This is a genomic window from Demequina capsici (genome assembly GCF_032102965.1).
GTDB classification, from domain to species: Bacteria; Actinomycetota; Actinomycetes; order Actinomycetales; family Demequinaceae; genus Demequina; species Demequina capsici.
Genome location: NZ_CP134880.1, coordinates 2026879 through 2040600 on the forward strand (window position 1 = coordinate 2026879; position 13722 = coordinate 2040600).

Below are 13722 nucleotides of genomic sequence, written 5' to 3' on the forward strand. Positions count from 1 at the left end.
GCATGAAGGTGAGCAAGGACCTGATGGCCGCGAGCAGCACCCCGCTGGTGCTCGCGATCCTCGCCGACGGCGAGAGCTACGGCTACGCGATCGTGAAACGCGTCCGCGAGCTCTCCGACGGCCAGCTCGAGTGGACCGACGGACTGCTGTACCCCCTGCTCCACCGCCTCGAGGACGCCGGTCACATCGAGTCGCGCTGGGGACGGTCCGAGACCGGCCGACGCCGCCGCTACTACCGGCTCACCGCCGCCGGCACGCGCGAGATCAGCGAGCAGCGACGCCAGTGGGCCGCCGTCGCCGCCGCGCTCGACTCCGCCTGGCAGGACCTGCGCGAAGCGACCGCGGCACCCCTGCCCGCGCCGGGGGTGGCCCGATGAACGGCGCGCGACCCAGCGCGATCGAGCCCGAGATCGCGCGCTGGCGCGAATACGTGCTCGCCCGCGGATCCCTCACCACCGCCGACGCCGACGAGCTCGAGGACCACCTGCGCGGACAGATCGCCGACCTCATGAGCGCAGGGCTCACCGACGACGAGGCGTTCCTCGTGGCCGTCAAGCGCATGGGAGGCCAGGCGCAGGTGGCACGCGAGTTCGCACGCACGCACTCCAAGAGGCTGTGGCGCGACCTGGTGCTCGACGGCACGACCGGGCGCGCCGGACGCCGCGTGGGCGAGGTGCCCGCGATGCTCGCCTTCGCAGCCGTCGCAGGGCTCGCGACCCGCGCGCCGTCGCTGCTGATCCGCGACTTCCAGGACCGCGGCTTCGCCTATGTGATGCTCTCCACTGCGCTCGTGATGCTCACGCTGTCCGGGTACCTGGCGTGGCGGCGCCACACCCTGCGCGCTATCATCGTCCCTGGTACAGCAGCGGCTGTGGGCGCCGCGCTCGCCATCGGCTACCCGTTCCAAGGTGAGCCGGACACCGCCGTGCTCTCCATGATCCACCTGCCGATCGCCCTGTGGGTGGCCCTCGGGATCCCGTACGCCGGCGGCGACTGGAGGTCGCGCACCGCGCGGCTGGACTTCATCCGATTCACCGGCGAGTGGGTCATCTACATGTCGCTCCTCGCGGCCGGCGGAGGCGTGCTCTCAGGGATCTCGCTCGCCGTGTTCCAAGGACTCGGGATCGACATCAGCACGGCCGTCATGCTCTGGGTGGTGCCGCTGGGTGCCGGCGGCGCGACCATCGTCGCCGCGTGGCTCGTCGAGTCCAAGCAGGAGGTGCTCGAGTCCATCGCGCCGGTGCTCACCAAGGTGTTCGCGCCCCTCGCCACGCTCGCACTGGTCGCGATGCTCATCGGCGCGATCGTCGGCGGCGGATTCCAGGACAGCCGCGACGTGCTCATCGCCGTCGACGTGCTGCTCGTCGTGGTGCTGGGCCTGGTGCTCTACTCGATCTCCGCCCAGGATCCCTCCGGACCCGCGGGCTGGACCGACCGCCTCCAGGTCGCGCTCGTCACCACCGCGCTGCTCCTGGACGCCGTCGCGCTCAGCGCCATCCTCTCCCGCACGCTCGACGGCGGCCTCACGCCGAACCGTCTGGCCACCGTGGGCGTCAACCTGGTGCTGCTCGCCAACCTGGCCGTCACCGCGTGGCTCTACGGGCGGCGCCTCCTGCGCGGCACGCCGCTCACTCCCCTGCTTCGCTGGCAGACCGGCTACGTGCCGGTGTTCGGAGCCTGGGCCGCGCTCGTCGTCATCGTCGTGCCGCCCCTGTTCGCCTTCGCCTAAGGCGCCGCCGGCAGCGTCACCGTGAACGTGGAGCCCAGGCCCAGACCGGCGCTGTGCGCCGCCACCGTCCCCCCATGGGCCGCGACCAGCCGGGCGACGATCGCGAGGCCCACACCAGACCCACCGCCTGCCCGATCCCGTGCGGTATCCGCCCGGTAGAACCGCTCGAACACGTGCGGCAGATGCTCGGGAGCGATCCCCGCGCCCGTGTCCGCCACCACCAGCTCCACGCCCCCGGCAGCACGACGCGCACGCAACGTCACAGTCCCGCCCGCAGGCGTGTGCCGCAACGCGTTGTCCACGAGGTTGCCCACCACCTGCGCCATCCGCTCCGGATCCACCGACACGAGCGGCAGCCCCTGCTCCACCTCGAGCATCAGCCTCACGTCAGCCTCCGCCGCACGGTCCTGAGCTGCCAGCCGCGCCTGCGCCAGGACATCCGCCGGCGCGGACGGGACGGGCGTCAGGCGTGTCGCGCCGCTCTCGGCACGCGACACCGCCGACAGGTCCTCCGTCAGCCTCGTCAGCCGCGCACCCTGCGCCCGCAGCATCGCCACCGTCTCAGGGGTCAGCTCCGCCACGCCGTCCTCGAGCGCCTCCAGATACCCGGTGATCGTCGCCACCGGCGTGCGCAGCTCATGAGCCACATCGCCGATCATGCGCTGCCGCAACCGCTCCGACTCGTCCAGCTGCTGGGCCATCCTGTTGAACGACTCCGCCAGGTCGTCGAACTCACGCCCCATCCCAGGCGACGTCACCCGCGCCGCGAAGTCACCGCCGGACACCCGATGCGCCGCATCCTTCAACGTGGCGAGCGACCCGCCCACCCGCCGAGCGAGCACCACGCTCAGCACCACCGCGAGCGCACCCGCCACCACCAGAGCGACCCCGAGCGCCATCCCGCTCGACGCACGGAACGCCTCCACGACGTCCTCGTCCATCATCCGACCCATGACCGCGCCACGCACCGTGCCCATCATGCGGCGCTCGAACACCACCGGACCCACCCCGCGGGCCACCAGCCACACCGTGATGCCCGTCACCGCGATCACCGCCACGAACGCGAGCATCAGACGCGTCGCCAGGCCGCGCCTGCGCCACCAGCCCGACTCGTTCACTCGCCCGTCCCGACCCGATACCCGACGCCACGCACCGTCCGCACGTAGCGCTGCTGCTCCGCAGTGTCCCCGAGCTTCAGGCGCAGGTGCCTGATGTGGACGTCCACCAGATGCTCGTCACCCACCCAGTCGCCGCCCCACACGATCTCCAGCAGCATCGCCCTCGTGAGCACACGTGTGGGCCGTGACGCGAGCGCCGCCAGCACGTCGAACTCGGTGCGCGTCAACGGCACCGCCTGCCCGGCGAGCCGCACCTCACGCGCGGCCACATCCACCTGCAGGTCACCCACCCGCAGCGCTGGCTCCGCATCCGCCTCCTGCGGGCGTGCACCCACGCGCGGACGCCGCAGCATCGCGCGCAGCCTCGCCACCAGCTCGCGAGGGCTGAACGGCTTCGTGACATAGTCGTCGGCACCCACGGACAGGCCGACGAGCTTGTCCACCTCCTCCGCGCGCGCCGTCAGCATCACCACGTAGCAGTCGGAGAACGTGCGCAGCTGCCGGCACACCTCCACGCCGTCGATGCCCGGCAGGCCAAGATCCAGCACCACGGCGTCGGGATCCAGCTCGCGCGCCCTGCGAAGCGCGTCCTCGCCGTCGTACGCCACCGCCACCTCGAAGCCGTCCCTCTCCAAGTAGCCCGCCACGAGCGCAGCGAGCGCGCGCTCGTCCTCGACGACGAGCGCGCGCGGCTGCACAGGTGTCATGAGGACATCCTCCCTCAGACCTCCTCGAGAGCCTTCACGCGCTCGCGGAACTCGGCCGCGTCGATCTCGCCGCGCGCCAGCCGGTCCTCGAGGATCTGTCGCGCCGACGTGGGCGCGGGCGCTGCCTGCGTGAAGGCAGGTGCGTCGACCTTCGGAGCGCGGTCGCGAGTGGCCAGCCTGACCGCCACGTACACGAGCGCCGCCAGGCCCACCACCAGGAACAGCCCCATCAGCCATCCGCCCGCGCCCACCCCGTAGGACATGTAGCCGTGGCCTGGACCCCAGTAACCCATCATGATGCTGCTCCTCTCCGCGCATCCCCATGATCCGCGAATGGCTCCATCGTGCGAGGAGTGCCGTGCAGGTTCGCCAGAGGAACAGTGAAGTTTCGGTGAAGATCCCCGGCGCTGCCGGCACGCAGAAGGGCCCGTCCGGCGGCTCTGGCAGCGGCACCGGGCGGGCCCTTCGTGGCACCGAACCTGGATCAGACCTCGACCGGGACCTGCTGGTGGATCGCGATCGCCACAGGCGTCGGGTGCTCGAGGTTGTCGGACACGGGGCACCTGGCCTCCGCGATGCGCGCGATCTCGTCGAGCTCGTGCTGATCCGCATCACCCGTCACCTGGATCGACACGTCGATCCACTGGTAGCCCGCACGCGCCGTCATGGACGTGCCCAGGAACCTGGCCGGCTCGAGCGATCCCTTCGCGGTCGCCGAGAACGAGGACAAGGTCACGCCACGCTCCTTCGCCACCAGGTGGATCACCACGTTGAGGCAGCCGAGCAGCGAGGCGAGCTCGTACTCCACGGGATTGGGACCGAGGTCGCCCCCGCCGAGCGACGCCGGTTCGTCCACGCGGAACTCGAAGTCGCGAGCCTTCACTGTGAGGCCGGTGTCCGAGGTCGAGACTGCAGATGCTGAGAAGGTGAGCAAGGGTCCGCTCCTTTGAGGATCCTGCGCGGGAGATCGAATCTCGACCGTGACGGCTCCCGCGGCGTCGCACTGCCGAGCGGGAACTGCCTCCACCGTAGGGCCTGCACGGCACGGGCGCGACCGGAGCCCGCACCCGTGTCGAACGTCCCGCGCCGACGCGAGCAGCCAGCATGCGTAAAGCCCGCCCGGTGCCCCTGCGAGCGAGGCATCGGGCGGGCTCGTCAGCGTCGTCCAGGCGACGTCAGGCGAGGGTCTCCATCCAGCCGTACGTGTCCTCCGCGTGGCCGTACTGGATGTCCGTGAGCGTCTGGCGCACCTTCATCGTCACCGCGCCGGGCGTGCCGTCCCCGACCTGCTGCTCGAAATCCTTCGCGCCCATCCTGCCCACAGGGGTGACGACGGCGGCGGTGCCGCACGCGAACACCTCGGCCACGTCGCCGGAGGCCACACCCTGACGCAGCTCGTCGATGGTGATGGGGCGCTCCACGACCTTGAGGTCGTCGTCGCTCAGCAGCTGGATGATCGACGAGCGCGTGACGCCCTCCAGCAGGTTGCCGGTGAGCACAGGGGTGACGACCGTGCCGTCCTTGAGGACCACGAACACGTTCATGCCGCCGAGCTCCTCGAGGACCGTGTCGGTCTTCGCATCCAGGTACAGCACCTGGTCGTAGCCGCGGGCGTACGCCTCCATCTGCGGCAGCAGCGACGCAGCGTAGTTGCCGCCGCACTTCGCAGCGCCCGTGCCGCCAGGGCCCGCACGGTGGTAGTCCTGCTCGACCCAGATCGAGACCGGCTTGACGCCGCCCGAGAAATACGGTCCGGAGGGCGAGCCGATCACCAGGAACTCGGCCTTCTTGGGCTGGCGGAGCCCCAGGAACACGTCGGTCGCGATGAGGAAGGGACGCAGGTACAGCGACGAGTCGGGGGCGGTGGGCGTCCAGTCGCCGTCGACCGCGACATAGGCGCGGATCGCGGCCAGGAAGTCCTCGACGGGCAGCTCAGGCAACGCCATGCGGTGCGCCGAGCGCTGGAAGCGCTTCGCGTTCTCCTCCGGACGGAAGGTGCGGATGGTGCCGTCCGCCCACCGGTACGCCTTGAGGCCCTCGAAGATCTCGCCCGCATAGTGCAGGACGGACGCGGCCGGGTCGAGCGGCAGCGGCCCGTACGCCTCCACGCGACGGTCCGTCCAGCCGTCGTCCGCGGTCCAGGAGATGCGGGCCATGTGGTCGGTGAAGTTGACGCCGAACTTGAGGTCCGCGAGCACCGTGGCGCGCTCCTGCGCGGAAGCGGGGCTGGCGTTCGGGACGACCCGGAAGGCCTCCGCGGTCGATGCTGACGTGGTCATCGTGAGGTCCTTCCTGGGGTGATGGGGTTCTGAGGGTGAATCTACTCGGCGCCTCTTGCAGGGAGGCCACGTGGTGGAGCCTGAAGTGGCACCTGGCGCCGCTGCTGGCCCGCCGCCAGAACCGAGGTGGCACGTGAGCGCACGGATCGGGCGGGATCCGTGCACTGGTGTGCCACCTCGGAGCGAGGGCGACGTCAGCCGCGGATGCGCGCCGCCAACGCGTCGCCGACCTCGGAGGTCGAGCGAACCGCCGAGCCCTTCGCAGCGGCGTCCGCCGCGACGGCCTCCTCGACCTTCGCGGCGAGGTCGCCGTAGCCGAGGAAGTCCAAGAGCATGCCGATCGACAGCACCGTGGCCGACGGGTCGGCCTTGCCCTGGCCCGCGATGTCGGGCGCCGAGCCGTGCACCGGCTCGAACATCGACGGCGCGGTGCGATCGGGGTTGACGTTGCCCGACGCGGCGAGTCCGATGCCGCCGGAGACAGCCGCGGCCTCATCGGTCAGGATGTCGCCGAACAGGTTGTCCGTGACGAGCACGTCGAACGACGCGGGGTCGGTGACCATCTTGATGGTCGCGGCGTCCACGTGCAGGTAGTCCCAGGTGACGTTCGGGAACTCCTGCGCGACCGCCTCGACCGTGCGGCGCCACAGGTGGCCGGCGTGCACGAGCACGTTGTGCTTGTGCACCAGGGTCACGTGCCTGCGGTCCCGCTTGGTGGCCACGTCGAACGCGTAGCGGACCACGCGCTCCACGCCGAACGCCGTGTTGACCGACACCTCGGTGGCGATCTCGTGGGGCGTGCCGACGCGCAGAGCGCCACCATTTCCCACGTACGGACCCTCGGTCCCCTCACGCACCACCACGAAGTCGATGTCGCCCGGGTTCGCGAGCGGGGACACCTCCCCCGGGTACAGGCGCGACGGACGCAGGTTCACGTACTGATCGAGCGCGAAGCGCAGCGGCAGCAGCACACCGCGCTCCAGGACACCCGACGGGACCGTCGGGTCGCCGATCGCGCCCAGCAGGATCACGTCGTGCTCACGGATCGCGGCGAGGTCCGTGTCCGTGAGCGTCTCACCGGTGGCGTGCCACCGGGCCGCGCCCAGGTCGAACTCGGTCGCGTCGAACGCGATGTCCCTGCCCTCGATCGCGGCCGCGAGGCACTTGAGCCCCTCCTTCACGACCTCAGGTCCGATGCCGTCGCCGGCCACCACCGCGAGGCGGTGGACGGTCCCCGCATCGGCAGCCCCGACGCGAGGGTTGTCAAGAAGCGTCACGGTCCCGTCCTCAGCGCGCGGCGGAGCCGTCGACGTAGTCCTCGTCCACGGTCGCGTTCGACCACGAGAACAGGGCGCGGAGCTCCTTGCCGGTCTTCTCGATCGGGTGCGACTCCTCCTTGGCGCGCAGCTCCTTGAACTCAGGCGCGCCCGCGTCCTGGTCCGCGATGAAGCGGGTGGCGAACGCACCGGACTGGATGTCGGCGAGGATCCCCTTCATGGCTTCCTTCGTCTCGGGGGTGATGACGCGCGGGCCGGACACGTAGTCGCCGTACTCGGCGGTGTCGGAGATGGACCAGCGCTGCTTGGCGATGCCGCCCTCCCACATGAGGTCCACGATCAGCTTCATCTCGTGAAGGACCTCGAAGTAGGCGATCTCCGGCTGGTAGCCGGCCTCGGTGAGCACCTCGAACCCGGTCTGGACCAGGTGCGACATGCCACCGCAGAGGACGGCCTGCTCGCCGAACAGGTCGGTCTCGGTCTCCTCGGTGAAGGTGGTCTTGATGACGCCGGCGCGCGTGCCACCGATCCCCTTCGCGTAGGACAGCGCGGTGGCCCAGGCGGTGCCCGACGCGTCGACCTCCACGGCGATGATGTCGGGGATGCCGCGACCGGCGACGAACTCGCGGCGGACGGTGTGCCCAGGCGCCTTCGGCGCGATGAGGATCACGTCGACGCCCTCCGGGGCCTCGATGTAGCCGAAGCGGATGTTGAAGCCGTGCGCGAACGCGAGGGTCTTGCCGGCGGCGAGGTTCGGCTTGATCTCGTCGTTGTAGATCGAGCGCTGGTGCTGGTCCGGCGCGAGGATCATGATGAGGTCGGCCCAGGCGGACGCGTCGGCGACGTTCATGACGGTGAAGCCGTCGTTCTCGGCCTTCGCCGCGGACTTCGAGCCGTCGCGCAGCGCGACGCGGACCTCGACGCCGGAGTCGCGCAGATTCTGCGCGTGGGCGTGGCCCTGCGAGCCGTAGCCGACGATCGCGACCTTCTTGCCCTGGACGATCGACAGATCAGCGTCCTTGTCGTAGAACATCTCAGCCATGCGTACTTGCTCCTTCGTGGGGTTGGATTCTTGACGTGAGGGTCCGGCGCAGGGCCGGATGGTTCAGGTGGACGATGCGGTGGCCGGGCCGACCTCGAGCGGCAGCCGCTCCCGCATCGTCCACGTCAGGCGGTGGCTCCGACTCGCTCGAGCGCGCGCTCGGTGATGGACCGGGAGCCGCGGCCGATGGCCACGGTGCCGGACTGGACGATCTCACGCACGTCATGCGGCGAGAGGGCAGCGAGCAGCGCCTGGAGCTTCTCGGACGTGCCGACGGCCTCGATGACCACCGAGTCCGGGGCGACGTCCACCACGTGGGCGCGGAACAGGTCCACGATCTGCAGCACGTCCGCGCGCTGACGGGCGTCGGCGCGCACCTTGATGAGCAGCAGGTCGCGCTGCACCGAGCGGTCGCGCTCGAGCTCCACGATCTTGAGCACATGCACCAGCTTGTTGAGCTGCTTGGTGACCTGCTCCAGCGGCAGCTCGTCGACGTCAACGACCACCGTGATGCGGGAGATCTCCGGGTGCTCCGTCTGACCCACCGCGAGCGAGTGGATGTTGAACGCCCGGCGGCTGAACAGGCCTGCGACTCGTGCGAGCACGCCCGGCTTGTTCTCTACCAGGACCGAGAGGGTGTGGGTGGTCATGCGTTCTCCTCGCGCTCCCACGCAGGGGCGACGCCCCTGGCGTACTGGATCTCGTCGTTGCTGACGCCTGCGGCCACCATGGGCCACACCATCGCGTCGCGCGACACCGTGAAGTCGACGACCACGGGCTGGTCGTCGATCTCGTTGGCGCGCTTGATCGTCGCGTCCACGTCCGCGTCGGACTCGCAGCGCAGGCCGATGCAGCCCATCGCGTCCGCGAGCTTCACGAAGTCGGGCACGCGGCGGGTGCCGTGGCCGGTGTGCAGGTCGGTGTTCGAGTAACGGCCCTCGTAGAAAAGGGTCTGCCACTGGCGCACCATGCCGAGCGAGCTGTTGTTGATGATCGCCACCTTGATGGGGATCTCGTTGATCGCGCAGGTGACCAGCTCCTGGTTGGTCATCTGGAAGCAGCCGTCGCCGTCGATGGCCCACACCGTCTTGTCCGGCACACCCACCTTGGCCCCCATCGCGGCGGGCACCGAGAATCCCATGGTGCCGAGGCCGCCGGAGTTGATCCAGGTGTTCGGGTGCTCGTACTTGATGAACTGGCTGGCCCACATCTGGTGCTGGCCCACACCGGAGGTGAAGACCGTCGAGTCGGGATCGTTGAGCTCGCCCAGGCGCTGGATCACGTACTGCGGGATCGACAGTCCGTCGGCCGTCTTCTGGTAGCCCAGCGCGTACGTCGTGCGCCAGTCGTCCAGCTGGTGCCACCAGGCCTCGAGGTCGGGCCTGCCGTGACGCTCGTGCTCCGCGGCGAGCGCCGGCACCAGGTCCGCGAAGACGTCCTTGAGGTCACCCACGATCGGCACGTCGACGGCGCGGTTCTTGCCGATCTCCGCGGGGTCGATGTCCGCGTGCACGATGGTCGCGTGCGGCGCGAAGCTGGACAGCTTGCCCGTGACGCGGTCGTCGAAGCGGGCGCCGAGCGCCACGACCAGGTCCGCCTTCTGCAGCGCGGCCACCGCTGCCACCGTCCCGTGCATGCCGGGCATGCCCAGGTGCTGCGGGTGCGAGTCGGGCAGCGCCCCACGGGCCATCAGCGTGGTGACGACGGCGGCGCCGGACAGGTCGGTGAGCCTCCGCAGCCCCTCGGAGGCGCCGGAGCGGATCACGCCGCCACCCACGTACAGGACGGGACGGCGCGCGGTGGCCAGCAGGCGCGCCGCCTCCTGGATGGTCTTGGCGTGCGGGCGTGCGCCGGAGTTGAAGCCGGGCAGGTCGATGCGCTCGGGCCACTGGAACTCCGTCATGGCCTGCTGGGCGGACTTGGCGACGTCCACGAGCACGGGACCGGGACGGCCGTGGCTGGCGATGTAGAAGGCCTCGGCGATCGCCTTGGGGATCTCCGCCGCGTCGGTCACCAGCACGTTGTGCTTGGTGATGGGCGAGGTGATGCCGACGATGTCGGCCTCCTGGAAGGCGTCGGTGCCGATCAGCGCCGCACCCACCTGGCCGGTGATGGCGACCATGGGGATCGAGTCCATGTTCGCGTCGGCGATGGCCGTGACGAGGTTGGTGGCGCCAGGGCCGGAGGTGGCGATGCAGACGCCCACCTTCCCCGTGGCGTGCGCGTAGCCCTGAGCCGCGTGGCCGGAGCCCTGCTCGTGGCGCACCAGGATGTGACGGAGCTTGGTGGAGTCCATCAGGGGGTCGTAGGTGGGCAGGATCGCGCCGCCGGGAAGGCCGAAGACGTCGGTGGCGCCGGCGTTCTCCAGGGAGCGGATGATCGCCTCGGCGCCGGTCATCTGACGGCCGTTGAGCTCCGGGTCCGGGGTCGAGTACGACGTCGGAAGGGCGCCGACGGGTGCGGCCGTGGTCGCGTCGCCGCCGGCGGCGGGGCGCGGCGAGGTCGGCGGTGCGGTGGGCTTCGCCTTCACCTGTGCCATCTTCTCTCCTGCTCTGCTTCGAGTGAGGGGCGGTCGTCGTCCGCCCCGCATGAAAAATCCCCTTGCCTGATGGCTCGGGGAGGATGCGCGCGGACGATTCCTGGACGAGGACTAGTGGTCCGCGCGCCTGGGAAGTACTACGACGATCGCCTGCATGGCTCCACAGTACGCCCGGACCGACGATGGGCAAGCCGAATCGCCCGAGAATCTCACATATTGGTTCACCGTTTTACATAGTGAGACGTCTCGATGCGACGCGAGAGGATCGCGACGCACGGTCGCGCGACGCCTCGAGGTCACTGCGTCGGAGCTGCGTCGTCGTCCACCGGCCTGTGCCGCACCAGGTCCCACACCATGTGACCCGCGACGAAGGCCATGAAGACGGCGAACAGCGCGTTCGACGCCATGGGCCCCATGAGCTTCGCGAGATGCGCCCCGAGCGCCGTCGTCAGGCAGGCCGACGCTCCGACGAGGATCGCCGCCCGCACGTCGACGTTTCCTCGGCGCAGGTTGCTGACGGTCCCCGACGCCGACGCCGGGATCATCATGAGCAGCGACGTGCCGCGCGCCAGCAGGTCGCTGGTGCCGAACAGCAGCATCAGGGCAGGCACCACGACCACCCCGCCCCCGACGCCCAGCAGGCCGGAGAGCACCCCCGACGCCAGGCCCACGACCACGAGGCCCAGCCCCGAGAGCCACGTCAGGTGCAGTCCCGCATCCCGCGACGGCACGACGACGAACAGCATCACGGCCACCACGGCGAGGAATCCCACGAAGCCCCACCGCAGCGCGTTCAGCGGCAGCCTGTGCAGCAGCCAGGTGCCGAGCTGCGCCCCCACGACAGCCGCCACAGCGAGGACCAGGGCAGCGACCCACGCCACGCTGCCGTGGCTGGCGTAGCTGACGACGCCGACGGCGGCGGTCGGGACGATCGCCGCCAGCGAGGTGCCCGCCGCGCGACGGTGGTCGAATCCGAGCACGAGCGTGAGCAGCGGCACCGTCACGATGCCCCCGCCCACGCCGAAGAGTCCGGACATGAGTCCGGCGAGCAGGCCCACGCCGATGCAGGTGAGCACGACGCGCGCGCTGGGCCGGGCCAGTGTCACGGTGCCTCCGTCGATCGGTTCATGCCCACCGTAGTACGACACGCGCACGCGGCTCTCCCACGCGATCGGGACCTCGGTCCCAATTGACAGAGTGTCAATGGACGCTAGCGTCACCGTATGGACCAGCGACGCTCCGACCCGCCACGCACGCCCCGTGCCGCACGCGTCGTCAAGGCGCCCGACCAACGACGCGAGGAGATCGTCGCCGCCGCGCGCCTCATGTTCGCCCGCCAAGGCGTGCGAGCGACCACGTTCCAGCACATCGCCGACGAGGCGGGCGTGGCCCGCTCGCTCGTCTACCACTACGCAGGATCCATGGACAGGCTGGTGGACCAGGTGCTCGACGCCTGCGTCGCCGACTTCGCCGCAGAGCTGCGCGCGTGGGACGCCGCCCGCGAGCCCGGCGACATCGACGGCGCGGTCCGCAGCTGGCTGCAGCTGTTCCGCCGCAACCTCCCCCACACCGTCGACGGCGCGGCGCGGACCGCGCACCCCCTCCCACGGTTCGACGACGCCGGCCTCTACGTGCGCTACCTGGACCGCTCGATCACCGCCCTGCTCGACGCGCTCGAGGACACGACGATCCCCGCCTACGCCGCCCGGCACACCATCGAGATCACCCACGTGCGCGAGACGTTCGCCCTGCTCCTCCACGGGATCATCGGGCTCCTCCGCACCAACCCCGCGCTCGGCGACGACGTTCTCGCCGACCTCGTGCGTCAGACCCTGCGCCTGCCGCCGCTCCCCTCCCGGGGCCCCGACCGGGACCTTCCCACGCGGGACCGCGACGCGGACCGCTGACCCCGAGGCCGCGTCGGCCTCACGCTCCGAGGAGAGTGCGATGTTCCTGTTCGAATCGATCACGGTGGCCCAAGGGCTGATGTGGTTCGTGGTGCTCGCAGCCCTGATCGGGCTCAACGAGCTGTCCCGCCGCGGCCCCTGGGCCGGGCTCTTCTTCTTCGTCGCCGTCCCGGTGGTGCTCACGATCTTCGCGTGGCCGCACTCCGCAGGCGCCGGATCGTCCACAGGCACCTGGTTCCACTGGGTCAAGGTCTACTCGGCGCTCACGGGCTGCCTGGGCTTCCTCGCGATCCGCTACATCCCGCGCCTCGCCAAGAACCGCTGGGCGCTGATCTTCCCGCCCGCGATCCTCGCGCTGAACATCCTCGAAGCATGCATCCGCGACTTCCAGGTGGGCGGCATGCGCGCGGACGGCATGGTCGACGGCGTCTACATGGTGTCCGGACCGTGGAACTACATGAACGGCGTGGCCGGCCTCATCAACCTGCTCGCCATCACCGGCTGGATGGGCATCTACATCGCGAAGGACCGGATCGCGGACATGATCTGGCCGGACATGATCTGGCCCTGGATCATCGCGTACGACCTGTGGAACTTCGCGTACGTGTACAACTGCGTGGGCGACCACTCGTTCTACGCGGGCGCCGCGCTCCTCATCAGCTGCACCATTCCCGCGTTCTTCCTCCGCAAGGGCGCCTGGTTGCAGCATCGGGCCCACACTCTCGCGTTCTGGATGATGTTCACCATGGCGGTGCCGTCGTTCGTCACCGACTCGGCGTTCTCGGTCGCGTCATCGCACGATCCCGCCGCGCTCTACACCGTGTCCGGGCTGGCGCTCGCCTCCAACCTGGCGCTCGCCGCGCTGCAGCTCACCATGATGGCGAAGCGACGCAGGAACCCGCTCAAGGTGGAGATCTACGACGACACCGACGCGTACCGCCAGGTGGTCGAACGGATCCCTGGCGCCCGGCCCGAGCAGCTCGCGGCGGCCGGGGTGGCGCGGGAGACCGTGGCCGTCTGAGTCCGCCGCCCTGGCGGCCGCCCGGCATCGAGGATCGGCGGATCCTCAGCACCGGCCGACTGCCAGGGCACATGAAACGTCCGAGGCGCAACGCCCCCGATCC

14 protein-coding genes are annotated in these 13722 nt (G+C 70.1%); 4 read left to right on the forward strand and 10 right to left on the reverse strand.

Features of this window, described 5'->3' with window-relative positions; genetic code table 11:
• The first annotated feature begins 2 nt into the window (after positions 1 to 2).
• Both RN607_RS09775 and RN607_RS09780 read left to right on the forward strand, forming a co-directional pair.
• Positions 3 to 377 carry a PadR family transcriptional regulator gene (locus tag RN607_RS09775; protein ID WP_313496723.1) on the forward strand — a complete coding sequence of 125 codons (375 nt, stop codon included), beginning with the start codon at positions 3 to 5 and terminating at the stop codon, positions 375 to 377.
• Positions 374 to 1729: a permease prefix domain 1-containing protein gene (locus RN607_RS09780; RefSeq protein ID WP_313542313.1), complete on the forward strand. Its 1356-nt coding sequence runs from the start codon at positions 374 to 376 to the stop codon at positions 1727 to 1729. Before RN607_RS09775 ends, RN607_RS09780 begins: the two co-directional genes overlap by 4 nt.
• Here RN607_RS09780 and RN607_RS09785 read toward each other — a convergent pair.
• From RN607_RS09785 to RN607_RS09830, 10 genes are all read right to left on the reverse strand, one after another.
• Entirely contained in the window at positions 1726 to 2847 is a 1122-nt protein-coding gene (locus tag RN607_RS09785; protein ID WP_313542314.1) for a sensor histidine kinase, read from the reverse strand. The genes RN607_RS09780 and RN607_RS09785 overlap by 4 nt on opposite strands.
• Positions 2844 to 3554, reverse strand: coding sequence for a response regulator (locus RN607_RS09790; protein ID WP_313496729.1), 711 nt, complete (start codon positions 3552 to 3554; stop codon positions 2844 to 2846). The genes RN607_RS09785 and RN607_RS09790 overlap by 4 nt, the downstream gene beginning before the upstream one ends.
• 14 nt (positions 3555 to 3568) lie before the next feature.
• Positions 3569 to 3850 carry an SHOCT domain-containing protein gene (locus RN607_RS09795; protein WP_313542315.1) on the reverse strand — a complete coding sequence of 94 codons (282 nt, stop codon included), beginning with the start codon at positions 3848 to 3850 and terminating at the stop codon, positions 3569 to 3571.
• Positions 3851 to 4038: 188 nt separating this feature from the next.
• Positions 4039 to 4488, reverse strand: coding sequence for an OsmC family protein (locus RN607_RS09800; RefSeq protein WP_313496732.1), 450 nt, complete (start codon positions 4486 to 4488; stop codon positions 4039 to 4041).
• A 241-nt stretch (positions 4489 to 4729) separates the two neighbouring features.
• Positions 4730 to 5833, reverse strand: a complete 1104-nt coding sequence (locus tag RN607_RS09805; protein ID WP_313542316.1) for a branched-chain amino acid aminotransferase — start codon at positions 5831 to 5833, stop codon at positions 4730 to 4732.
• Positions 5834 to 6027: 194 nt separating this feature from the next.
• Positions 6028 to 7047, reverse strand: a complete 1020-nt coding sequence (locus tag RN607_RS09810) for a 3-isopropylmalate dehydrogenase (RefSeq protein ID WP_313545416.1) — start codon at positions 7045 to 7047, stop codon at positions 6028 to 6030.
• Positions 7048 to 7120: 73 nt separating this feature from the next.
• Positions 7121 to 8152, reverse strand: coding sequence for a ketol-acid reductoisomerase (gene ilvC, locus RN607_RS09815; RefSeq protein WP_313542317.1), 1032 nt, complete (start codon positions 8150 to 8152; stop codon positions 7121 to 7123).
• Positions 8153 to 8277: 125 nt separating this feature from the next.
• A complete protein-coding gene (ilvN, locus tag RN607_RS09820) occupies positions 8278 to 8802 on the reverse strand; it encodes an acetolactate synthase small subunit (protein ID WP_313496738.1) in 525 nt (174 codons plus the stop codon).
• On the reverse strand, positions 8799 to 10691 hold the full coding sequence (locus RN607_RS09825; RefSeq protein WP_313496740.1) for an acetolactate synthase large subunit: 1893 nt from the start codon (positions 10689 to 10691) through the stop codon (positions 8799 to 8801). The genes ilvN and RN607_RS09825 overlap by 4 nt, the downstream gene beginning before the upstream one ends.
• Before the next feature lie 296 nt (positions 10692 to 10987).
• Positions 10988 to 11791 (reverse strand): sulfite exporter TauE/SafE family protein, encoded by an 804-nt coding sequence (locus tag RN607_RS09830; RefSeq protein WP_376784258.1) that lies wholly within the window; start codon positions 11789 to 11791, stop codon positions 10988 to 10990.
• A 123-nt stretch (positions 11792 to 11914) separates the two neighbouring features.
• On the opposite strand from RN607_RS09830, the gene RN607_RS09835 reads away from it, so the two are divergent.
• The gene (locus RN607_RS09835; protein ID WP_313542318.1) at positions 11915 to 12598 is read left to right on the forward strand and encodes a TetR/AcrR family transcriptional regulator; all 684 of its coding nucleotides are present in this window, start codon (positions 11915 to 11917) and stop codon (positions 12596 to 12598) included.
• A 40-nt stretch (positions 12599 to 12638) separates the two neighbouring features.
• Positions 12639 to 13619, forward strand: a complete 981-nt coding sequence (locus RN607_RS09840; protein WP_313542319.1) for a DUF5692 family protein — start codon at positions 12639 to 12641, stop codon at positions 13617 to 13619.
• Positions 13620 to 13722: the final 103 nt, after the last annotated feature.